Source organism: Aggregatimonas sangjinii (assembly GCF_005943945.1).
In the GTDB taxonomy this organism is placed as follows: Bacteria; Bacteroidota; Bacteroidia; order Flavobacteriales; family Flavobacteriaceae; genus Pelagihabitans; species Pelagihabitans sangjinii.
Genome location: NZ_CP040710.1, coordinates 1,407,907 through 1,431,827 on the forward strand (window position 1 = coordinate 1,407,907; position 23,921 = coordinate 1,431,827).

Sequence of the window (23,921 nt, forward strand, 5' to 3'; positions counted from 1 at the left end):
CTTAGGCTTTTGCTTTACCGAAATTTGGTGGATACTTGATATATCGCAACAGGACGAAGGCCGGGAGCGCTGCGATGACTACCCAAATAAAGAAACCGTCATAGCCCAGCCACTCTTGCATAAATCCGCTGATCAGACCGGGAAGCATCATGCCCAAGGCCATAAAACCGGTGGCGAGAGCATAATGCGAGGTTTTGGAATTGCCTTCGGCAACGTAAATCAGGTACACCATAAAACCGGCAATGCCGAAACCATAGCCGAATTGCTCTACGATGACGGTCCCGGTTACGGCGTAGACATTGGTGGAGCCTGTAATCGCGAGCAGTGCATACAGTGCATTCGGTGCATTTAGTGAAATGAGCATGGGTAGCATCCATTTTTTCAGGCCCTGCCGGGAAATCAAGATTCCACCCAAAATGCCACCAATGGTCAAAAAGATAACCCCGATAGTTCCGTAAATCGTCCCCACCTCGGAAGTACTGTAGCCCAAACCGCCCGCAGCCGCGGGGTCGAGTAAAAAAGGGGAAGCCATTTTCACCAATTGCGATTCGCCCAGTCTGAAGAACAGGATAAAGGCCAGCGCCATGCCGATACCCGGTTTCTTGAAGAACGAAGCGAATACTTCCAAAAAGCCCTTTGGCTTCTCAAGTACGATAGCCGCTGAACTTTCGAATTTAGGGGTCACGAAAAAATTGGACACGGTCAACAATAACATCAGAAAGGCGGCACAAATCATGGTATACGCCCAGGCTTTTGTATTGTCGCCGTAGTGATTTTCCAAAAAGCCCGCTAAGACCACCAGTAGCCCTTGTCCCGTGACGTTTGCCAATTTATAGAACACACTGCGCATGCCTACAAAAAAGGATTGCCTGTCCTCCGTAAGGCCTATCATATAGTACCCGTCAATAGCAATGTCGTTCGTAGCGGAGGCGAAGGCCACCATCCAAAAACAGGCCAAACTGGTGATAAAAAAGATGTTGGTCGGCAAACTGAGGCCAATTGCCAATAGCGCCACCGATGCCAAAAACTGCATCCCTAAAAACCAATTGCGTTTGGTGCTTTTTAAGTCCACAAACGGACTCCAAAGCGGTTTTATGACCCATGGGATGTATAAAAAACTGGTGTAGAGCCCGATATCGGCATTGCTGACGCCTAATTTTTTGTACATGATTACTGAAACAGTAACGACCAACGCATAGGGTAGGCCCTGAGCAAAATAAAGAGTTGGCACCCACGCCCATGCCCATTTGTTTTTTTGAATCATTAAAAAAGTTTGGTTTAAAAGTACATTGATCGGTATTGATTCCTCTTATAAAGAAGTTATTAAAAGTAATGGGTATGTATCTAAATGACAAGTAGGGAGATTTAAAAACAGTAGTCTCCCGTAAACATTCTTCAATTGCAACGCTTACAAGAATTGTGCACTTCAATAGGGTAGGACTCTCCAGCGCTTTGTACAAATCGGAGGGTATGTTCGGAAAAATTAATCGAACTTGTGCCGAACAAAGGCCTCCATGGCGGCGTAGTCCGAAAGTCCGAGGTCGTTGTATCTTTTAGCGGTATTCCGATTTCGTTCCTCGGCGCGCATCCAGAATTCCCTTGTATCGTCCCCTTGAAACATTACACCGTCTTTTTGTGATTGATGGGCAAAAATCGCATGGCGCTTTCGCAACACTTGGCCAGGACTCATCGGAACCGCCATCTCAATTTCATTGATATCCCATTCATGCCAAGCACCTCTGTAAAGCCAAAGCCAACAGTCTTTTGTAAAAGGTTCCAATTTCAGCTTCTTCATAGCTTCAAAAACGGCATCGAGACAGATACGGTGTGTCCCATGCGGATCTGCCAAGTCCCCAGCGGCGAATATCTGATGTGGTTTAATGTCTTGAATGATATTGACCATGATATCAATGTCGTCTTTGGATAGGTTGTTCTTTTTTATGGTGCCCGTTTCGTAAAAGGGTAAATCTAAGAAATGAACGTTACTATCCGCTAGACCTAGATAACGGGTAGCGGCATAGGATTCCCCGCGACGTATATGCCCTTTGAGCCTTCGTACCTCCGGCGAATCGAAACTACTTTCTTTTCGCGCTACTATGGAATCGATAATGGACTGCGCTTCCTTTGAAGGGGAAATTCTCTTGGCAATTTCGGCATATTTGGTCGCGTCAGCATCTGAAACTGCAATATTTCCGGAAGTCTGGTAAGCGACATGTACCTCATGGCCTTGTTCGATCAACCGATCAAAAGTGCCGCCCATTGAAATGACGTCGTCATCCGGGTGCGGACTGAAGATAATAACTCTCTTTTTAGCGGGTTCCGCTCTTTCCGGTCGATTGGTGTCATCGGCGTTCGGTTTTCCTCCCGGCCAACCGGTGATGGTGTGTTGAAGGCGATTGAACATTTTGATGTTCAGGTCGTAGGAATCGTGAATCATCAACAAATCGGCCATACCATTGTCGTTGTAATCCTTATCGGTTAAACTCAGAATGGTCTTGCCCGTTTTTGTGCATAGCCAAACGATGGCCTTGGCCGTTAGTTCTTCCGTCCATTCACAGGGGCCTACCAACCAAGGTGTCTTGTTTCTGGTCAATTCGCTACCCGCACCCGTGTCCAAGACAAACGTACAGTTCTTATGGTTTTGGAGGTATGTCGCCGGAACATGTGAGGATATCTCTCCTTCGACTGTTTTTTTAATGATATCCGCCTTGTTTTGTCCCCAACCGAGTAGTACAATTCGCTTTGCGCTTCTGACCGTCGCGATACCCATGGTTATGGCTTTTCTGGGAACATTGTCGATGCCGAGAAAAGCAGGCGCCGCATCTACTCTGGTAATATGGTCCAAAGTGATAACGCGGGTTCCGGAATTATAATGGGAGCCTGGTTCGTTAAAGCCAATATGCCCCGTTCGTCCGATTCCCAGAAGTTGGAAATCCAGCCCTCCGTGATCTTTGATTTTTCGCTCATAGGACAAACAGTATTCCACCACAGTAGTACTTGGGGTCTTTCCATCGGGAATATGTATATTTTCTGGATGGATGTTTACATGATTGAACAAATGCTCGTGCATAAAATAATGGTAGCTCTGGGTGTTTTCCTTGTCCATCGGCAAGTATTCATCCAGATTGAAGGTAACGACATTCTCGAAGCTAAGTCCTTCTTCCTGGTGCATACGAACCAGTTCTTCGTACACGCGAATAGGCGAGGAACCCGTTGCCAAGCCCAGAACACACCTTTTGTTCGACAGCTGTTTTCTTTTGATGAGGTTGGCCATCTCTTGGGCTACTTCAATAGAGGCATCGTTTGAATTTTCGAATATAACGTTATGGATTTTTTCAAAACGGGTTTCTTCAAATTGCCCTACAGGCTTGTAACGGATATCGGTTTTTACACGTGCTGCCATTGTGGTCATATGAGTATGTGGTTTTTATGGATTTGAAATCGGTTTCAAATACGGCAAATGTATGCATAAAATTAATAAAATGCCGTTTTTTTCGATTTAATATGCTGTTTTTTGCATTTTTAAAAATTATAAGTTTTAAAAACGGTAAAAAACAGCATTTCGATTTATTCCCTATATTTGTGCTTTTCAAAAGGTAATTTATGCTAAAGGAAGAGCGGCAACAGACCATATTGAGCGAAGTAGAATTGCACAACCGCATTCTATTGACCGATATTGCGGAGACGCTGGATGTTTCTGTCGATACCATTCGGAGAGATGTAAAGGAGTTGGATGCCGAGCAGAAACTTCGCAAAGTGCATGGAGGAGCCATTTCTTTGGGCTTTACGACCAGTAGTGCCCGCAATACGAACATTTACGCGCTAGAGGAGAAAACCAAAATTGCCGAAAAGGCATTGACGTTGTTAAAGGACGGCGCGGTAATCTTCGTTGATGGGGGTACTACGTGTTTGGAATTGGCCCGACTGATTCCGATTGATATGAAACTAACTTGTTTTACCTTAAGCTTGGCCGTGGCCATGGAGTTGTGCTCAAAACCGAACGTTACCGTAATATTCATTGGAGGACAGATTTCAAAGGATGCGCAGCTATCCATTGGTGCCAATGCAATTCACAACCTTTCTGAAATCAAGGTGGATTATAGCTTTATTGGAACCGGGTACGTCGATTCGCAATACGGATTGACGGAATTCGATTGGGATATCGTTCAATTAAAAAAAGCGGTCTTGAAAGCAGCTAAAAAAACAGTGCTTTTATGTATTTCCGAAAAATTGAATTCGCAGCATCGCTATAAAACATGCGATATCAACTCGATAAATACGATGATCACCGAACTGGAACCCGATAATAAGCTCTTAGATCTTTTTAGGAATCACGATATCCGTTTGCTGTAACCGGATTAAGGTAACCAAAATTTAATCCCTCAAATAAACTCTTGAACTTTAGCCAACTCTTCCATGAATTATATTAAAATAACCGAAACACCTTCCAACCACGATAATTTAGAGCAGCTCGACACCGCTTCGATTCTTCAAAAGATGAACGAAGAAGATCAAAAGGTGGCAGCGGCCGTCGCTGAGGTCATTCCACAGATTACCAAATTGGTCGATACCTTGACCGAGCGATTCGCAAGGGGCGGTCGATTGTTCTATATCGGCGCAGGCACTAGTGGCCGCTTGGGTATTCTGGATGCTTCCGAAATACCACCAACTTTCGGCATGCCGCACGAAAGGGTAGTGGGTTTGATTGCTGGGGGAGATACGGCCATTCGAAAGGCGGTTGAAAATGCTGAGGACGATACCCAACAAGCCTGGCCTGATTTGATGGCGCATGATATCAACAGCAATGATGTAGTAGTAGGTATCGCTGCATCGGGAACCACGCCTTATGTTTTGGGCGGTATTGCGGCCGCAAAGGAAAAAGGAATACTTACAGCGGGTATTACGAACAATCCGGGATCTCCTTTGGCCAAGGCGGCCGATATACCCATAGAAATAAATGTTGGCCCCGAGTTCGTTACGGGAAGTACCCGTATGAAAAGCGGTACTTCGCAAAAATTGGCCTTGAATATGATTACGACCGCCCTGATGATTCGTATTGGCCGAGTTAAAGGCAACAAAATGGTGAACATGCAAATGACCAATACCAAACTTGTTGATCGGGGAACTCGGTATATCATGGAGGGTTTGGGTGTGGACTATTCCGTTGCCGAAGCTTTGCTAAAAAAACATGGATCGGTAAAAAAGGCTTTGGATGCCGAACGCTAGTCTTTTTGAATTGCAGCGACTTCGGTAGCAGTAACCGTCTCGTCCGACTGATTCCCCCAGGTGTTCCTAATGTAGTTCATCACATCGGCTACCTCCTGTTCGCTTAGGTTTACGGCCTTCATCTCCTTATCGTATACGATTCCATTGACCGTAATTTTCCCCTCTAAACCATATTTTACGGCTCGAATACTTTCGATTCGATTATTCATGAGGTAATCCGAGCCCGCTAAAGGGGGAATGCGCTTTCCCTTTCCTGTACCTTTCTTGGAATGACAAACAGCACAATTTCGTTTATAAACGATTGCCCCTCTTTCGATACTTGTGGGTATTTCGTTTTCTTGGGCAAATAGTTGGGTTGTTGATAAGAGGCAGAGTAGAAAGAGTAGCACGTGGTTCATCAACATTATTTTTCTGCGATTGCGGCCACTTCATCCACAGTGACTATAGTATCGGAACGATTTTCAAAGGAATTCAAAATGTAGTTCATAACATCCGCAATCTCCTCATCTTCAAGACCCATGGGCGCCATAACTCCATCATAGGTTTCACCGTTGACCACTAATTCACCTTGCTGTCCGAATTTGATGCCACGAATACTGGCCTCCCTATTTTCCCTGAGGTAATCGGAATCGGCCAAAGGCGGGAAAACACCGGCTACACCTTCGCCCTGGGTCAGGTGGCAGGTTACGCAAAAATCGGTATAGATTTCACTACCGCGTGCTATGCTTTGCGCTACATCCGGTTCTTGCGAAAAGCATGTCGCAACACTTGCGACTAGGAATAAGTATTTGAGCGAAAACCTTTTTACCATAATTTAGGGATGTCAAATCAAGTTAAAAATACTGCCTTCCTCTTACAACAGGAAAATACGGATTGTAATCAATCCTTCCTATCGGCGACAGCCAGGCTCCTAATTTCTACGCCCATTACTATTTTTTTCTTCATTAATCAGTTCAGTCCTTTGGTAGCAATTTATAGATTCCCTTTCCCTCAACTGCTACATAAATAAGGCCGTCAGGGCCTTCTTTCACATCGCGTACCCTTCCCAGATCTTCCATTAACTTTTCACGAAAAACCACGGTGTTGCCGTCCATTTCCAAACGTTCCAGATATTGAAAGGCAAGTGAGCCCACCAAAAGGCTTCCTTTCCAATCGCCATAATTGTCCGATGTTATAAACGCCATACCGCTCGGAGCGATACTGGGTACCCAATAGTGAATGGGTTGTTCCATACCTTCCATTTCCGTTTTGTCGGTGATTTCGGTACCGGAATAATTGATGCCGTAGGTGACCAAAGGCCAGCCGTAATTGGCCCCTTTTTTTATAATATTGATTTCGTCACCTCCACGGGGTCCGTGCTCGTGGTCCCAAATATCCCCGGTCTCAGGGTGTGCTACCAAACCTTGCGGATTTCGATGGCCATAACTGTAAATGGCGGTTTTGGCACCCTCGGTACCAACAAATGGGTTGTCTTCGGGTATACGCCCATCATCGTACAAGCGGTAAATCTTACCGCCATCCCTTTTAATATCTTGGGGGTTTTCATCCCGTGCCCCACGTTCACCAATGGAAAAATAGAGATAGCCTTCATCGTCGAATTGAATGCGCGAACCAAAATGTTGTCCCTTTGTAGTATTAGGTGAAGCTTTGTAGAGTAATTGATTGTTGATCAGTGAATTGTCATTAAATTTTGCCCGTAACAGAGCCGTATGCCCGCCTTTTCCCTCGCCCTCTGGAGAGGAGTAGGTAAGATAGATCCAACCATTGTTTTCGTAGTCGGGATGCAGGGCGATATCCAGCAGTCCACCTTGGCCTCTGGCATACACTTCAGGAACATTTCCAACAATGGTTTTCGTGTCATCCTTAAAATGAATCAATTCACCTGATTTTTCTGTAATGAGCATGCTCCCGTCGGGTAAAAACGCCATACCCCATGGAATTTGCATTTCATCGATCAGTAATTCCGCGGTAAACGGTACTTCTGTAGCGGTACTTATCTGATTTTCAGTTTTTTGAGCACAAGAAATATTGAAAATCATGGCGGATACACAAATTATTAACACACTTTTTTTCATAATCATACGTTAGGGATATATTAAATAAAGTACCGAATGCTTAAATATAAACAGAATTTATAAGTAGAAATAATTACGCTAAAGATAATCCGGTCCCAAATCGTTTTATGCTTTATCCAAATAACTTAACCTATGCTCCCAAAAAGACAGAGGCATATATTTTATGCCGCACTACTTTTGACCTTATCCGCTGTGTGTACAACAGCTGTGGCCAATTCCAGTGTTATCGCGCTACTTTCAGAGGTGATTTCTCCTTCGAAGATTGAAGCGACGGACACCCTTGAGAACAATAGTCTAAAGGCGCCCACCACTACCGCAAACGAACTTTTGAAGAGCAGCGCTACTGCAAGCGCTCCGTTTTTCATGACCATCATTCAAGGTGCGGATGAAGAGGTGAATTGTGCCGATAATGGTCTTACCATCGCAAGATTTAATCTTTGTGGCGATTTCGATGACCGAGTTATTTCTCTTTCCGGGTCGTACAGTAACGTAAGCTGGTACCAATTGGGTGGGGCTTGTTCACCTGATGTGAACGATGACTGCCCGAACACAACAGTTTCTTGTTATGGTTCACCAGTTAGCACGGGACCTACTTTTAGTTTAGATGCCAGTGCGATATCTTCCTCAAATGGAGCGGAATTCAGGGTCGTTGCGGATGGCCAACAGTTTTTCTTCAAGGTAAAGAAAAGTAATATTACACAGAGTGTGGTAACGGAAGACTATATCTGTGGGGTGCCCGGACGTATTCAGGTGACCAATCTATCCAGTGCCTATGAGTTCAGTATCGATTCTGGTAGTGGTTTCGGTCCTTGGCAAGGGCCTATATTCAATAACTTGCTTGACGGAACCTATATCGTAAAAGCGCGGTTGCAGAATACACCGGATGCTTGTGAATACCCTTATGAACCCATTGTCATTAACGCCATCGATCTTGCGATTGAAGTAGATTTTGTCGATGCCGATTGTGTTGGTGAAACAGGTTCGATTACCGTAACCCCAACAGCGGGAATCGGTCCTTATAAATACACACTTCTAGATGACACCGGTTCCGCGCAGGAGTTTACACCTTTTATACCTGATAACCCCTACACCTTTTCGGCCGTAGGTTTTGGCACGTATACGGTACAGGTAGAAACCCAGGAATGTACAGGGGATGTATTGAATGGAATTGATCCGCCCAGACAGAGTTTGGATACCGGCGGAAACCCGATTACGATAGGTGCCGGTGTAGCAGCTCTCACGGCCTCGGCTGAACCCAACAACAGTTTTAGTACTGCTTGCGGTATCAATACCGTCGATATTACGGTATATACTTCCGGTGGAACAGCGCCCTATACCTATATTGTAAATGGTGTAGGACCTTCCAGTCCTTCATATACGGATTCAAGAGTGGAGACCATTACTACCCCAGGCACCTATGAATTTTTAATCACCGATGCCAACGGCTGTACGATTACCGCTTCGGCCAATGTGGAAGAGCTTACCCCGCCGGATATTACGGTCGCTGGAGTCGATGGTACTTGTACCAACGGAGGCTCTCGTTTAGAATTTACCATTGTTGACGCAAAGGGATTCGACTTGGAGTATCGAGCAGATCCCGGAAACGCATGGAGCAACAACCCGGTCTTATCTGTTCCCCCCAATGTAACGTATAACAATATTCAAGTTCAATATTCCTCTGGTGCGTTCACTTGTATCATGGACCTTCCCGATTCAATTACAGTAAACGGAGTGAACGGTATTACCGGAACGGCAGTAAAAAACTCGGATGTGTCCTGTAATCTTGGTGGCGGCACCACGGGAGGGGAAATCGAATTCCAAGGCCCATTTACCGGGGGTTCCGGAACAGGGTACCAATACAGTATCGATGGCGTTACCTTTTCTACCAATTTAACCTATTCGGGCTTGGCCCAAGGAACCTATACTCCCGTTATCATTGACGATAGCGGTTGTAGGAGGGATTTGACAGCGATACAGATTTTCGATGTAGATCCGCCAACGGATATTGCCTTTGCCCAAAACGATATCAATTGTGCGGCGGGTACTTCTGAAGTAATCTTGACGGTTACCGGCTCAGCAGCGATTGCAACGTACGAAATTATAAATCCTACAGCTTTTAATAACGGTGGCAACAACACCTTTGTCGGACTAAATACGGGTACTACTTATGAATTTCGTGCTACCGATGTCAATGGATGTAGTATTGTAGAGAATTTTACACCAATTGTAACCAGTAGCATTCGAGCACGGGTTCAAGCAGGTGGTGATTTAAGGGTTTGTACGGGTGCCAGCGATGGTACGGGAACATTCCTGATAGACGGTTTCGCGAATAATTATACCTATAACATCAACGGAGGCCCGGAAAGTGCACCACAAAACGATGCGCAAGTAGTACTTCCCCCTTCGGGAGCAGGTACTTACACCATAACGATTACCGATGCCGATACCGGCTGTACCGATACGGCTTCTTTCGATATCATCGAACCTGCCAGTCCCATTAACTTAACGGGTACGGTCAGGGATATGTCATGTGCCAATAACAATAGAGGTCGCGTAATAGCAGATGCAACAGGTGGTTGGAACGGATATCTATATACCCTTACGTATCCTGCTGCAAGTGGCGTGCCTCCAGTGACAAAAACCGGACGTACTTTCAATAATTTGACCCACGAAGGAAATTATGAGCTTTCGGTGGTCGATTCTGAAGGATGTACCGACACTTTTAATTTTTCGCTTACGGCCATAGATGCACCAGCAATTGCTTTAGACGATGCCGCTTCGGATTTTTGTTACGTTCCCGGTACAGGCGCGACCATAGGAGTGACCTCTACCGCCGGTTCGGCCTTGGTTGCCACGCACCAATATCGTATTAACGGCGGAAGTTTACAGGCAAGCCCTGTATTTACAGGATTGACTCCTGGCAATTATACCATTGAGGTGGTCGATGGAAATAACTGTAGTGCCCCATTAAATGTTACAGTTAGACCCCAACTTCGGGTCAATACGAGTATCGATACTGAAATCCCATGTGGAGGTGCCCCGGGACAGATCCGCGTTCAGGTGAGCGGTGGATATTTGGGCAGTCCCGATTCCCCGAGTACTCCTAAAATATACCAAGTCAGTATTGATGGTGGTGCATTCGGGCCAACCACCCCATTTTCGGCCAATAGCTTCCTCTATTCGGTTACGGCCGGTGGAACTTACGTTTTTAGGGTTACCGATAATGAAAATTGTGTTGCTGATTCTTCGCCATTGGTCGTTGATCCGCCTCAGTTGATCGCTCCTGCAACTGCAGAAGTGAATCCGGTGAGTTGTGGAGGAACGGATAATGGAAGGGTAATTATTACGCCGGACGCTACGAGTGGCATTCCACCCTACGAGGTCAACTTTAATGGAATGGGGTGGACTACGCAAACCGTGTATTCTAATTTACCTGTAGGAACATATCCCTATTTGGTGCGGGATTCCCGTGGATGTGAAACCCCTCCAGCGGATGCAGTCGTCGCTCTAGATACGACGCTTCCTCCTGACGCTACCGCTAGTCCGTTACCCGCAACGTGTAGTGCCGGTAATATTGTTGAAGGTGGTATACAGGTGACCAGTGTTGCCAACGGTACACCGAATTTCACGTTTATCGTTCGCGATAATCTAGGTACTCAATTGGTAGAGGTCAATGATGTTGATCCGGGAACTGATTTGCCACTGAATATCAACGACCCGAGCTTGGTACCTGGTACATATACTTTGGTAACCTTAGATGCCAATGGTTGTAGGGATGAGGATACGATAACCATTACCACCAATGAGGTGGTGATTACACCGATCGATTTTGAACCTGCTATAACCTGTGATGATAGTGCATTTACCTATACCGTTCAGGTGACGCCAACGATTTTCCCGACGGTTCCCACATACGAGATTCGTATTGCAGGGCAGCCGACATTTTATGCGCTCAACAACTCAAACGGACCAGATACGCATACCTTTAGTAACACTGCGGATGGTATTCAGTACGGGGTGGCCTATACCGTGGAGGTATTGGCACCGAACGGATGTATTTATGAGCAGGAAATCCCGCCTATTGACGGTTTTTCTGCACTCGATGTTACTGCTTCGTCAACAGCTGGATATTGTGATGCGTTTAGAAACGGACAAATACAATATAGCGTTGATGGTTTCAATTCGGGTGATGATCTCTTGATCGAATTGCGTAACAATGACGATGGCAGCACGATTACCATAGAAAATCTGACCAACGTAACGACCATTCCCTATACCAATACCTATGAGGCAGTGGCAGGCGATTATCAAATCCTCGTCACTAATCTAACCGATACCTGTACGGATGCCGTGGGTATCATCATCGATCAGAACCTACCTTCTATAGACATTTTGGCCGAAGAACCGGCGAACTGTAACGCTGAAGGTCAGATAACTGTGCAAGGTTCGGGTGGTTCCGGTGGACCCTATGAGTTCTTTTTTGCGACGCAGGGAGACCCCGAACCGTCTGCCATAGACCCAGGTTGGACGACCAATACGACTTTTATAGGTCCAGCGGCTACCTACGACGTATATGTTAGGGATAATAGTGGTGTATGTACTTCAAGTGCCATCGCCACGATTATTCAATTGGATCCCGATTTGGTACCACCAACTATCGACGTGGTCAACCAATGTGTGGTAACCGCCACAGCCTTTGATATTACGGTATCGATGCCTGGAGGAACGGATACCCCTAGGTTTACGTTGGCGGGCGATACACAATTCGGGGTATTTAACGGAGGAACGAACCTTTGGGAATATACCTATCAAGTGAGTAGCCCGGGATCGTATATCGTAGATGTTATCGATGCAAACGGATGTACGAGCCAAGGCACTGCAGAGGTTTATGAATTCTTAAGTGCTTCCGGAGACTTTTCTACGATACCGACCTGTAATACTGCAGATGGTATCATTACGATGAACGTTATCGGCGGTAGCGATCAATTCAGTTATCAATTACAAGATGGAGGTGGAGCCGATATCGGTGCACCGGTTACCGGAGACCGCAATGCTGGAATACTTACAGGCGTAGCCCCGGGAACCTACCAAGTGGAGGTTACCGATACCGAAACCGGATGTGATTTTACGGTAGACGTGCAATTGGCAGCGGCCACACCACCGATTATCGACGGCGAGTTCAAACAGGACATCAGTTGTGAGGGCGAAAATGATGGAACAATAGATATCATTCTACAGCCAGGCTCGGATATCGATACCCCGATTCAATTCATATTAAATAATCTTGATTCAGGACTGGAGCATACCAGAAACAATACGGGTAGTTTTATCGACTTGCCACCGGCTGAGTATCAAGTTGAGGTGCTTACCGCCAGAAACTGTTCGGTGCTTTCGAATCCAATAGATATCATAGAACCGACCCCGTTCACAATATCGACAATGGCTCCTGCAAATTTTATTTGCGAACCGAATGCGAATCAATTCAGTGTAGCTACTATAATAGTTAATGGCTCCGGGGGTACTCCAGGCCTGATCGCAGGTCAAGAATACCAGTACAGTATTGTCGGCTTTAGCAATTACCAATATTCGAATACCTTCGAAGTCGTAGACAACGGAAGTATTCAAAATATTACGATTTATGCTATTGACGATAATGGCTGCCAGGCTTCTACCGTGGTCACTATTAATCCGCCCTCTACGGTTGTTCCATCCCTAAGTGTAATATCACCGTTAGATTGTCGGGATGACGAAGTTGTGGAAATAAGCGCAACTGGTACTAACGATTTTACCGTGATTACCACTGGACCGTCCGGTACGACGATTGCCAATGTGAATGGTACCAATACCACTCCCGCGACCATATTATTACCAGTCGCAGGGGATTACAATTTTATCGTTAGGGACAACAGTCCTTTTGGTTGTGATTACCCAATGCCACAGCACACCGTCAATATACCTCAAGATCCTACTGCGGTAGCCTCAGAGGGGAATCCGGTACAGTGCTTCGGGGATGCCAACGGATCTATTTTTATCGAAGTAAGCGATTACAGCGGTATTTATGACTACCGCGTCTTTGAAGGGTCGGATACCACAAAAACGACAGTAATAACAAGCGGAACCTTTGATACCGCTAATTTCCCCGATGTAAGTGGTGACCCGGCAAGAATTACCGGACTTGCTGCCGGTAACTACTATGTTGAGGTCGTCTCTCAGGCCGCACCCTATTGTAGGGCCGATAGTAACGTTATGACCGTACGTTCACCAAACGGGGTGCTTGACGTTCAGGCGGTAGAAACGGGCAATGTAAGTTGTGATGACAATATCGGAAAAATCGTGGCCACCGGTAGTGGTGGTTGGGATATCGCCGCTTATGAATTCCAATTGCGCAAAGACGATGAGTTGGGAACCTCACCCTTTCCTATCGAAGTGCCCTACCAAGCGAGTAATGAGTTCGAAAACCTTACCCATGGTAATTATATTGTTGAGATTCGGGATGCAGAGGGCTGTACGGATTCGTTTGCTTTGACCCTTGACGAGATTCCACCAATTGTAGCGGGAATTCGTGAGCCGGTAAACTTGGTTTGCCCGGGAGGAAACAATGCCGTACTTGAAGCGTTCGACATTGCAACGGGTAATCCTGGTGCTTCTGGTGGCGTTGCCGGAGCCGGTTACAAATACCAATTGATTTACTTGGATAGTCCCAACACGGTTCCTATTACCCCAAGTACTCCTGTTGGTTTGGATGAGCGCAATAGAAGTGGTCTGCAGGACGGTCCTACGTTCATCGGTACCAGTGGAGGTGTGATCAGTGCAGGATGGTATGCTATCGAAGTAACTTCTAGTTTCAGCTGTAGTTTCGTAACGCCTCCCTATGAGGTCATTCCGCCCCCACCGATTGAACCGAGATTGGTACAAACACGTGTGCCTGGTTGTGGTGGTGATGGTGAAATGCGATTGTTCATTGAAAATCCGGATCCCTTATTCACGTATGAATATTTGATGTACGAAAATGGTGCTCCCGTGGGAACCTATACCGCTATGGTCGGTTCGGAAGTATTCCCGATTCCTGGATTTGACGGAATCACCTATCAATTTGATGTACGCAAGATAAACGCTTCGAATACCTGTGATGCTGTGCAATCAAATGGTATCACGATAAGGGATGCCACAGGAATTCTATTGACCGTAACGCAGATCGATGATATTTCATGTGATGATCAACAGGATGGCCGAATAGAGTCGTTCGCCTCCGGAGGTATCGGTAATGAGATTTTCACCATTTATCATGGTAATCCGATAGATGCCTATAGCCCCGACCCCGGTGCCGTGGAAGTTGCATCGCAGGACTTTGGAACCTTTGAAGGACTGTTGCCCGCCGATGACTATTATATTGCCGTAAGAAGCGGTGTAAGTGGTTGTGAGGATATTCAAGGCCCTTTCGTCATCGTCAATCCCGAACCGATAGTCGTCGCCCGAACCCCAACACCGGTTAGCTGTAATGGTGAGGAAGATGGTACTATCTTGGTTGAGGTGACGAGTGGAGGAGAAGGATTGATCCAATTTGCCATAGGACCTAATTTCGATGAATTCTTTAGCGATTCTGCGAACCCTGGTACTTATGTTTTTGATGAATTGGCGGCAGGAACCTATGAAATATTGATTCAAGACGACGCAGGTTGTGTTCAAAGACGTTTCGTGGAGGTAACCGAACCTGATGAATTACAAATTACAGGTTTGCAGACGACCCCTGAACTATGTATCGATGCTAGCGACGGAACGGTCATTTTTAATATTCAAGGCGGTACGCCTTTTAACGACCCAATGGTAAGCGCTACGCCCTATTACGAATATAAGCTGGAGATGAATTCCCCAATCGATGAAACGGGTACAGGAGTTTTCGCCCCATATGATGGGCAAGCGATTCAGAACCTTCAGGGTGGTGCAACCTATGTATTATATATTCAGGACGCCAATCTATGTCCAGCCGCAGATGTATTCGATGTCGGGGTCGGGGTAGATTTAGCAGCGGATCCCTTGGTGCAATATGGTTGTGAAGGCATGTTCCCGAATAGTACGGCGTCCGTACTAATGCAGGATAGCAGTGTACTTCCAGAGTTGTTGTACTATTTGGAAGACATGAATGCGGTCGGACCGCCATTGACCATCCAGGAAATGATTGATCAGGCCGATACCCAGTCCACTTGGGGCGATTTGCCCTCGAGTGAGTATACTGCCCATATTTTCCATTCGAACGGATGTTCCAATTCGGTGCAATTCGAAATAGAACAGTACGATCCACTGATACTGACTGCGGAAAAGACCGACGTAAACGAGGTTACCGCAACAGCTTCGGGTGGTTATGGCGAATATGAATTCTTCTTCCAAGGGGTTTCCCAAGGGGCGGATAACGTTTACCTGACGAACATGGATACCACTGTAGAAGTCCGCGTTGTTGATGCCCAAGGATGTGAGGCTACTGTCGCGATTCCGTTTGAATTTACCGGTATGCTCGAAATCCCGAATTTCTTTACACCCGATGGTGATGGAATGAATGACGAATGGGTGATACAGAATAGGGAGCTCTTCCCTAACATTGAGGTAAAGATTTACGACCGGTACGGAAGGGTAGTGGCCGAGTTAGATCAATTGACCAATTGGGATGGTACCTATGAAAGCAAAGACTTACCCTCAGGGGATTATTGGTACGTTGTCAACCAAAACGATGCCCGTAACACCCGATTTGTTGGTCACTTTACCCTATATAGATAAACTTTTAAACCGAAACTTATAATCCCGAAAAGCCACTGCAACCGCAGTGGCTTTTTCGTTTTAAACGCTGCCGTTCTTTGCGCATTGGTGTATTGGGAGTGTATGGTAACCGGTAAAATGAGCTTTCGGTCATTCTTTGATATTAAATCATAGTAGTATATTTATCTTCCCATGGGATGTTCGTCTTTGAACTCGAGATGGGTTCGAATCGGGCATACCGAAAATATGAATATATGAAATTAAATCTCGCGCTGCTTGTTGTTCTATTTCTGATGCAAGGCTGCGCGTCACAATCCACTTCGCAATTGATCGATTCTGAATTGGTAACCTTGGTGGAAGAAAAGTTAAGCTATTACCTCTATTACCCTAAGGGCTATGAAACCAATGAGGCGGAAAAATTCCCATTACTGCTGTTTTTGCACGGCGGAGGGGAATCAGGGGATACGCTTACCGCAATCAAAAAAAACGGACCTCCGAAACTGATCGTTAGTGGCAAGGAATTTCCATTTTTGATTCTGGCGCCACAGAATCCGAATAAGAATAAATGGTGGAATACGAGGGCGGTTAGCCAGCTTCTTGATTCCATTGTAGCCAATAATAGGGTAGATGAAAAGCGAATCTACCTTACCGGCCTGAGTAGGGGTGGGGGTGCCGCCTGGGAGATGGCAGTGCAATATCCAGAAAAGTTTGCGGCGATGGCCGTAGTCTGTGGTATGACACCCGTACCATACGCTTCTTGGATCAATCGTAAGATGCCCATTTGGGTATTTCACGGAGAGGAAGATGAATCGATACCCATATCCGAATCCGAAACCATGGTGGAGCGATTACTGGCCATGGGCTATGATGTGCGGTTTACGAGATACCCCGGGGTCGGTCATGATTCTTGGGTGAAGGCCTATAATACGGATGAACTATACGATTGGTTTATGGCGCAGGAACGGAAGGAGTGAAGAAGTAGAAGAGATTTTTGGTGTTAGGAATAAAGAGAAAACAACAGAGATGAAATTGTTTGTAATGGATCCAAGAGCGTTTAAGTTCGGTTTCTTGTCCGCAATCAATATGCTAAAACCCCATCGATTAGGTTCACATATAAACTTATATAGCAGCAACGACAAATCTTGGACCCTATGAAAATCAACTTTGGCATTATTCTTTGTTTTCTTCTTGTGGCAAATGGGTATTCGCAAATGAAATCCAAAAAAATAGCGAAAAAGAAGCCTAGAAATATCATTTTTATCCTAACCGATGACCATCGCTATGATTATATGGGTTTTACGGGTAAAGTTCCTTGGTTGGAAACACCGAATATGGATAAATTGGCCGCAGAAGGAGCTTATCTGCCAAACACATTCGTAACCACGTCGTTATGCTCCCCGAGTAGGGCATCGATCTTGACCGGACAATACTCACATACCCATACCATTGTTGATAATCAGGCTCCAGACCCCGGAAACCTCACCTATTTTCCGGAATATTTGGAAAAAGCCGGTTACCAGACAAGTTTTTTCGGGAAATGGCATATGGGCGATCATGGCGACGACCCACAACCAGGTTTTACCCATTGGGAAAGCTTTCCAGGGCAGGGGGTTTATTACAACCCGACACTGAACATTAACGGAAGTCGCGTATCCTACGAAGACTCTACTTATATCACCGACCTATTAACTGAACATGCAGTCGATTGGTTGGACCGCCGCGACAAGAAAAAGCCCTTCTTTATGTATTTATCCCATAAGGCGGTTCATGCGGGTTTTAAACCTGCCAGACGACATAAGGGAAAATACAAGGGCAAACGAATAGACTTGCCCATAACTTACGACCAAACCAAGACTGGCGCCTATCGCAATCTAAAGTGGCCGCAATGGGTTGCCGATCAGCGCGTCAGCTGGCATGGTGTAGATTACATGTACCATGAGAATAGGGACATTCATGAAATGGTGGTCGATTATTGCGAAACCCTTCTCGGAGTTGATGAAAGCATCGGCACGGTGATGGACTATCTCAAGCGAAAGGGTCTTGACGAGTCCACATTGGTCATTTATATGGGCGATAATGGATTTAGCTGGGGAGAACATGGTTTGATAGATAAGCGACACTTTTACGAAGAATCGGTTAAAGTACCTTTGTTGGTACGATGCCCCGAACTTTTCAAAGGAGGGAAGACACCAGAACAGATGGTGCAGAATATCGATATCGCCCCGACTATTTTAGCAGAAGCCGGAATCAAAAAACCCGAAAACATGCCCGGGGTTTCCTTTGTACCCATTTTAACGGGCGATACTAGGGCAGCTGTGCGAAAGGAAGTTTTTTATGAATACTATTGGGAGTATGACTTTCCAATGACCCCAACGGTCTTTGGAATGCGTACCGACACCTACAAATACATCAAATATCACGGTATTTGGGACAGAAACGAGCTTTATGATTTGACAAACGACCCTGATGAAATGTACAACCTGATTTCCGATCCTGATAAGCAACATATTGCGAGATCAATGTCTTCATCTATTTATGATTGGTTGCGACAGACGAATGGGATGCAAATTCCATTAAAGCGCACTGTCAAGTACCGGTTTGGGGATTATTTGCATAAGGAAGAATACTAACAGCTTAGCATTAAGGTCAACTTGGGGGAATATCCGGGTATCTAGTTTAATGGCTCCTATTTTCAATGTATGAATATCACTAAATCGGTTCTTGGATGTATGTTATTGGGAGTTTTAGAGGCTTGCACACCATCGAAGGAAGAACGAGCCGCGGAACTTTATACGGTGCACTGCGCGAGTTGTCACATAGCACCTCGTATCGACGATTTGCCGAAGCACTTATGGGAATCCTCCGTTTTGCCAGAGATGGCGGCAAGAATGGGTATAAAGGATTCTGCATACAATCCGTATGAGGGTTTTAGCTTTCGGGAGCAGGAGGCTATGATGAAAACAGGAATATACACCAGGCAACCCACACTCTCAAAAGAGGACTGGTTAGTTTTACGAGACTATATTCTAACCATGGCGCCCGAATCCCTTGAAACTTCAACAGGGGAAAAAATAAAAAAAGGAGTATCTCAATTTCGTCCTGTACCCATAAATATAGATTCCACCAAAGGGACACTTATCACTTTTTTAGCCGTTGATTCGACAGAGCATTCGATTTCGCTGGGCGATTTGGCTGGTAATAAGTTGAAATATCTTGCTGATGAAAACAAAGTAAAACCCGTTGGTAATTTTTCCACGGCCATAACCGCTTATTCGGAAAGGCGAGAGGAGGTTTTTATTACCACAGTCGGTAATCTAAACCCATCGGAAATCGCCAATGGTCGCATAAGTCGGATGATAAACGGTGAAATAGAGCAAATAGCGACCAATCTGCATCGACCAGTGTACACTGAAATTTCGGATTTGAACGGTGATGGCGTCATGGAACTATTGGTAAGTGAATTTGGAAATTTGACAGGTCGGTTGTCTCTGTGGTCGAGAAAGAAGAGATTGAGCTATGAAGAAGAAGTATTGCTCAATCAGCCTGGGGTCATACGGACTAAAATACGTGATATGAATAGTGACGATAAGGCCGACATTATGGTAATGACTACCCAGGGAAGTGAAGGAATAACCATTTTATATCAAATGAACGACATGGAGTTTCGGGCTGAGCAGGTGCTGCGCTTTAGCCCGATCTACGGAAGTAGTTGGTTTGAATTAGTGGATTATAACGGCGATGGCTTTGATGATATCATTACCGTGAATGGGGATAATGCAGATAATACCTATATCCAAAAACCTTATCATGGCCTTCGGGTCTATCTCAATGACGGTAGGAACATCTTTGAAGAGCGCTATTTTTATCCGTTGAATGGAGCTACAAGAGTAGTCGCCAATGATTTTGACCAGGATGGCGATATCGATTTTGGGGTAGTTGCATCATTCCCTGATTACGAGCAATGTCCGGAATGTTCTTTTGTATATTTAGAAAACACGGATTCTAAGAATTTCGTTTTTAAAAGCCATACCCTTGAAACGTCCGATTTGGGTAGGTGGTTGCTTTTGGCCTCCGGAGATATTGACAACGATGGTGACGAGGATATGGTACTGAGTTCTTTCACGTACTCGTTCACACCAGTACCTGAAAGTCTTTTGAGTAAATGGCAAAATTCAAACACTGATATTCTCATTCTTGAAAACAATCTACTCCGATAACGAGGATTCACCTTTTTTAATCGGGCTTTCTTGAGTTTTAAACCATACAAAGTTCCTAAAAGTATTTTTCGGGATTTGAGGGATTCAGAAGTTAACTTCTCTCGTTAACTCACCTTTATGGCTATAAAACGTTACTCTTTTGATTGCACCGTTTATCTCAAGAGTTCTACTTGACTGGGACAAAAAGCTACTACCCCTATAATATTCTCTTTTTTGGGTACTACCGTCCGCAAATTCTATTTTGGCACTTACTTCATTGGCTTCAAGCGAAATCAATCTCATTGTTGGTTTTTGCGTGTTTTTAAAAACGCGTAACGAATCATTATTTTGGGACGCCACCAGCAACAATTCGTTGTTTTGATAGTTTAGCGATACTAGGGCCTTGCCGTCTCCGGGAACGTAAAAATGACTCTCGCCCAACGAAAGTGCCTCAAAACCTCCTTGACCGTTATTTCTTAGCGTGAGCCCCATAAAGGCATCGGCTCTGCCTTGTTGGGTCTCCATACCAAAATCATTTCCTACCATTAAAAGATCGGTGAATTCATCATCGTCGATGTTAGTGGCAATTATGCCATATACAGGTGCCAACTGCGTTTCAAACGGCAGTGAATGCATTATAAACTGATCATTTCCTAAATTTTCGACCCAGACCGTTTGCATGTAGTTGAGTTCAAAAACGGCGGCGCCATCCAATAATCCGTCTGGGAACATTTCCGGTAAGGTGGCGGACCCGAACTCACCAAAAGAATTGAACCGCTTTCGAATACCTACATACTGGGCGGTAACATCTTGCCATGGATGGTACAAATATTCCTTTTTTACACCTATACTATCCCTTAAATAATAGGACATCATCGGATCGATAGTGCCATTTTGATCTAAATCTTTGCCATAGACCCGGATAGGTTGATCGGTATCCCCCTTAAAATTGATATTCCGACCTACATTGCCAGCAACATAATCCATGTCACCATCGTTGTCGACATCAATGCTGAATAGACTATTCCACCAGCCGGAGTTTTTCTCAAGACCCGTTTTTGCTGTAATTTCTGTGAGTTTACCGTTTACATTTTTAAAAAAACGCAAGGGCATAAGTTCGCCAGCTAGAATCAGATCGGGCCAAGAATCGTTATTGAAATCCGTCCAAAGGGCATCACAAAGTAGCCCAGGAGACAAAAGATTTTGGGTAACCTCCATCGTCACCTCTGTAAAAAGGGGGCTTCCTTTCTCACTATCATTTCGCAAAATATAGCTCCGGTCGGCAAGGGGATAAGAAAAGGGAAGCACACGACTCCCGACAAAAAGGTCTAAATCTCCATCTCGATCATAATCGGCTGCTTTTATCACCGAGGAATTACTTTTCATAACCGGAAGGGCATTTTCTGTTTCACTAAAATTACCTTTACCGTCATTCTTGTAAAGTACGTCTTGATATCGCCCATCAGCTATGGGGAACTGCCCACCACCCCTGGCAATATAAAGGTCTAAATCCTCATCACCATCGGCATCGAAGAGCAGGGTGGCCGTATCTTCGGAAGTCATTTTCGATTTGTAGGAGACAGGCCTTTGTATAAAAGAACCATCAGGCTTTTGAAGAAACCATTTTTCACTAAATCCGCTGCTACCACTTACGAACATATCATCCAAACCATCGTTGTTGATATCGCCGACTGCCAGTGACGGACCGTATTGGGAGAATTTATGAGGCAAAGTCCTTTGAAAATTAAAATCGATAAAATCCTTCTCGTCCGCAAAGTGTTTCAAATTCAAGGAATCCGAAATTTCGGCAAAAAGTGGATTGATACTAGGCCTCTCGAATGTCGGGAGATTAGTGGATTCGAGTTTATAGGAAATTTTCAATATTTTATCGACCCCGATATTTTGCATTTTTTGGATTCTTCCGTTGGGCCATCTCACATGAATACTGTCGACAACCGAAACGTCACCCAAACCAAAGTGTAGTGTCAGTTCCGGTTGGGAAAGGTAACCCCGGCCCGATAGAACTGACTTTTGCTGAGGGCCATCAGCGGTGTGCACAACCACCAAGGCACCAATTGCAGCGCTGTTCGGCTGTTCTCCTCTCAATTTTATTCTTAAGTAGTGGTTCTCCGTATTAAGTATTTCCGACTTGTTCTCCAATAATAATGCAGGGTCATTGATGTTGTTGACGACCAGGTCTAAATCCCCGTCATTGTCCAAATCGCCATACGCAGCACCGTTGGAATAGGTGCCAAAATCTAATCCCCAATTTTTGGTAGCATCTTCAAAATTTAACCCTCCATTATTTTTGAAAATGAAATTGGGAACCTTTATCTCCGGGATCGCTGCTATCAATTGTTCTTTGTTCACAAAGCGGCTCATGGTCACCTTGAAATCCCCGAAATCGCGATCGGTTACATCTTTTGGAAAACCGTTCGTAATGAGAAGGTCTTGCCATCCATCATTATCATAATCCCCGAAAAGAGGCGCCCAGCTCCAATCGGTCTCTTGTATTCCGGAGAACATTCCTGTCTCAGAGAACAGTTGCAATCCTGTTTTAGGATTAACACCCCTGTTTAGCTGTAGGGTATTACGCGTGTATTGCCGTTGATAGTTGAACTTCTCGGTGAATATTTCTTTTTGATAATTGCTAGGACCTTGAAACAACTTTTTTCGCTGGTTGTAGTAGGGCTGCATCTCGGTAGTATAAATATCGAACTGCCCGTCATTGTCTACATCGGCAATATCGCTGCCCATGGCCGAAAAGCTAAAATGCTTAAAAATTTCTCCAGCACGATTGGTAAAAGTGCCATCTTGGTTATTAATATAAATCAGGTCATTACTAAGAAAATCATTGGCCACATAAACGTCTAACCATCCATCCTCATTAAAATCGTTAATCAACGTACTATGGCTGTACCCATGAAAGTTGATTCCTGCTTTATCGGAAACTTCCTGAAACACTGGATGTGGATCATCTGTATTTGTATTGTTTTCATAAAGGCGGTCCCTGCTGACGGATGTACCGTCATCTACTAAAGGATTGAATTCATTTGGATCGATACCTTCAATGCAATTGACCCCGATCCACAGATCAAGGTCCCCGTCCTTGTCATAATCAAAAAACTGTGCATGGGAAGAGTAGGTGTCGTCATCGATACCGTAATCAGCCGCCATCTCTATAAAGGTAGGTATACCCGCATCGGTATTGCCCTGATTGATGTAGAGCAGGTTTTTTCGTAGTCGTTCTTGTTCCCGGAAAGTATTGCAGACGTAAATATCCATTTTGCCGTCTGCATTGATATCAAGTATAGTGACACCACTAGACCACTGCAACGAATCGGTCTTGCTTATTTTGGCGGCAGCGGTAATGTCTTTGAATTTAAGCTGACCATTATTCAAGTATAATTTATTATCCACTTGATTGCCCGAAAAAAATATATCGTCCAGTCCGTCTCCATTAAGGTCGCCTAGGGCGATACCTGCCCCGTTGTAGACAAATTCGTTGTCGATGATATTAATGGAATCGTCTTCAACAATTTGGTTATTGAACCAAATACCGGAATCTTTTGCATCTATATTAGAAAAAAGCTTTTTTCCTTGATTTAAATCTTTGTTCGTACACGAAAAAATTGCAAAAACAATCAAAAAAAATACTTTCTTCATAAGGCTAAAA

At 44.9% G+C, this 23,921-nt stretch carries 12 protein-coding genes; 6 read left to right on the forward strand and 6 right to left on the reverse strand.

What is annotated here, in order from left to right; all coding sequences use genetic code 11:
* Position 1: 1 nt before the first annotated feature.
* A complete protein-coding gene (locus tag FGM00_RS05720; protein WP_138851974.1) occupies positions 2 to 1,264 on the reverse strand; it encodes an MFS transporter in 1,263 nt (420 codons plus the stop codon).
* Positions 1,265 to 1,483: 219 nt separating this feature from the next.
* The gene (gene nagB, locus FGM00_RS05725; RefSeq protein WP_394344423.1) at positions 1,484 to 3,412 is read right to left on the reverse strand and encodes a glucosamine-6-phosphate deaminase; all 1,929 of its coding nucleotides are present in this window, start codon (positions 3,410 to 3,412) and stop codon (positions 1,484 to 1,486) included.
* 191 nt (positions 3,413 to 3,603) lie between these two features.
* Here nagB and FGM00_RS05730 point away from each other — a divergent pair, with 191 nt between their 5' ends.
* A complete protein-coding gene (locus FGM00_RS05730; RefSeq protein ID WP_138851975.1) occupies positions 3,604 to 4,353 on the forward strand; it encodes a DeoR/GlpR family DNA-binding transcription regulator in 750 nt (249 codons plus the stop codon).
* 63 nt (positions 4,354 to 4,416) lie between these two features.
* Positions 4,417 to 5,226, forward strand: coding sequence for an N-acetylmuramic acid 6-phosphate etherase (gene murQ / locus FGM00_RS05735; RefSeq protein ID WP_138851976.1), 810 nt, complete (start codon positions 4,417 to 4,419; stop codon positions 5,224 to 5,226).
* On the opposite strand, the gene FGM00_RS05740 is transcribed toward murQ, so the two are convergent.
* The 3 genes from FGM00_RS05740 to FGM00_RS05750 form a co-directional block, all read right to left on the reverse strand.
* Positions 5,223 to 5,624 carry a c-type cytochrome gene (locus FGM00_RS05740; protein WP_138851977.1) on the reverse strand — a complete coding sequence of 134 codons (402 nt, stop codon included), beginning with the start codon at positions 5,622 to 5,624 and terminating at the stop codon, positions 5,223 to 5,225. The genes murQ and FGM00_RS05740 overlap by 4 nt on opposite strands.
* Positions 5,625 to 5,629: 5 nt before the next feature.
* On the reverse strand, positions 5,630 to 6,037 hold the full coding sequence (locus FGM00_RS05745; RefSeq protein ID WP_138851978.1) for a c-type cytochrome: 408 nt from the start codon (positions 6,035 to 6,037) through the stop codon (positions 5,630 to 5,632).
* 142 nt (positions 6,038 to 6,179) lie between these two features.
* Positions 6,180 to 7,301 carry a PQQ-dependent sugar dehydrogenase gene (locus tag FGM00_RS05750; protein WP_138851979.1) on the reverse strand — a complete coding sequence of 374 codons (1,122 nt, stop codon included), beginning with the start codon at positions 7,299 to 7,301 and terminating at the stop codon, positions 6,180 to 6,182.
* 132 nt (positions 7,302 to 7,433) lie between these two features.
* Between FGM00_RS05750 and FGM00_RS05755 the strand changes: the two genes are divergently transcribed.
* The 4 genes from FGM00_RS05755 to FGM00_RS05770 all read left to right on the forward strand — a co-directional run bounded on the left by FGM00_RS05755 (position 7,434) and on the right by FGM00_RS05770 (position 20,266).
* A complete protein-coding gene (locus tag FGM00_RS05755) occupies positions 7,434 to 16,070 on the forward strand; it encodes a T9SS type B sorting domain-containing protein (protein ID WP_138851980.1) in 8,637 nt (2,878 codons plus the stop codon).
* A 233-nt stretch (positions 16,071 to 16,303) separates the two neighbouring features.
* Positions 16,304 to 17,023 carry a carboxylesterase family protein gene (locus FGM00_RS05760; protein WP_138851981.1) on the forward strand — a complete coding sequence of 240 codons (720 nt, stop codon included), beginning with the start codon at positions 16,304 to 16,306 and terminating at the stop codon, positions 17,021 to 17,023.
* Between the two features lie 177 nt (positions 17,024 to 17,200).
* Entirely contained in the window at positions 17,201 to 18,679 is a 1,479-nt protein-coding gene (locus tag FGM00_RS05765; protein WP_138851982.1) for a sulfatase family protein, read from the forward strand.
* A gap of 69 nt (positions 18,680 to 18,748) precedes the next feature.
* Complete coding sequence (locus FGM00_RS05770; protein WP_138851983.1) at positions 18,749 to 20,266, forward strand: FG-GAP repeat domain-containing protein; 1,518 nt, start codon at positions 18,749 to 18,751, stop codon at positions 20,264 to 20,266.
* Between the two features lie 84 nt (positions 20,267 to 20,350).
* Here FGM00_RS05770 and FGM00_RS05775 read toward each other — a convergent pair whose 3' ends face one another.
* Complete coding sequence (locus FGM00_RS05775) at positions 20,351 to 23,911, reverse strand: VCBS repeat-containing protein (RefSeq protein WP_138851984.1); 3,561 nt, start codon at positions 23,909 to 23,911, stop codon at positions 20,351 to 20,353.
* Positions 23,912 to 23,921 lie beyond the last annotated feature (10 nt).

What these genes read in the sequence shown, in the direction of transcription:
- murQ (WP_138851976.1), top strand. Translation starts at nt 4,417, where the DNA reads ATGAATTATATTAAAATAACCGAAACACCTTCCAACCACGATAATTTA.
- FGM00_RS05760 (WP_138851981.1), top strand. Translation starts at nt 16,304, where the DNA reads ATGAAATTAAATCTCGCGCTGCTTGTTGTTCTATTTCTGATGCAAGGC.
- nagB (WP_394344423.1), bottom strand. Translation starts at nt 3,412, where the DNA reads ATGACCACAATGGCAGCACGTGTAAAAACCGATATCCGTTACAAGCCT.
- FGM00_RS05770 (WP_138851983.1), top strand. Translation starts at nt 18,749, where the DNA reads ATGAATATCACTAAATCGGTTCTTGGATGTATGTTATTGGGAGTTTTA.
- FGM00_RS05720 (WP_138851974.1), bottom strand. Translation starts at nt 1,264, where the DNA reads ATGATTCAAAAAAACAAATGGGCATGGGCGTGGGTGCCAACTCTTTAT.
- FGM00_RS05775 (WP_138851984.1), bottom strand. Translation starts at nt 23,911, where the DNA reads ATGAAGAAAGTATTTTTTTTGATTGTTTTTGCAATTTTTTCGTGTACG.
- FGM00_RS05755 (WP_138851980.1), top strand. Translation starts at nt 7,434, where the DNA reads ATGCTCCCAAAAAGACAGAGGCATATATTTTATGCCGCACTACTTTTG.
- FGM00_RS05765 (WP_138851982.1), top strand. Translation starts at nt 17,201, where the DNA reads ATGAAAATCAACTTTGGCATTATTCTTTGTTTTCTTCTTGTGGCAAAT.
- FGM00_RS05745 (WP_138851978.1), bottom strand. Translation starts at nt 6,037, where the DNA reads ATGGTAAAAAGGTTTTCGCTCAAATACTTATTCCTAGTCGCAAGTGTT.
- FGM00_RS05740 (WP_138851977.1), bottom strand. Translation starts at nt 5,624, where the DNA reads ATGAACCACGTGCTACTCTTTCTACTCTGCCTCTTATCAACAACCCAA.
- FGM00_RS05730 (WP_138851975.1), top strand. Translation starts at nt 3,604, where the DNA reads ATGCTAAAGGAAGAGCGGCAACAGACCATATTGAGCGAAGTAGAATTG.
- FGM00_RS05750 (WP_138851979.1), bottom strand. Translation starts at nt 7,301, where the DNA reads ATGAAAAAAAGTGTGTTAATAATTTGTGTATCCGCCATGATTTTCAAT.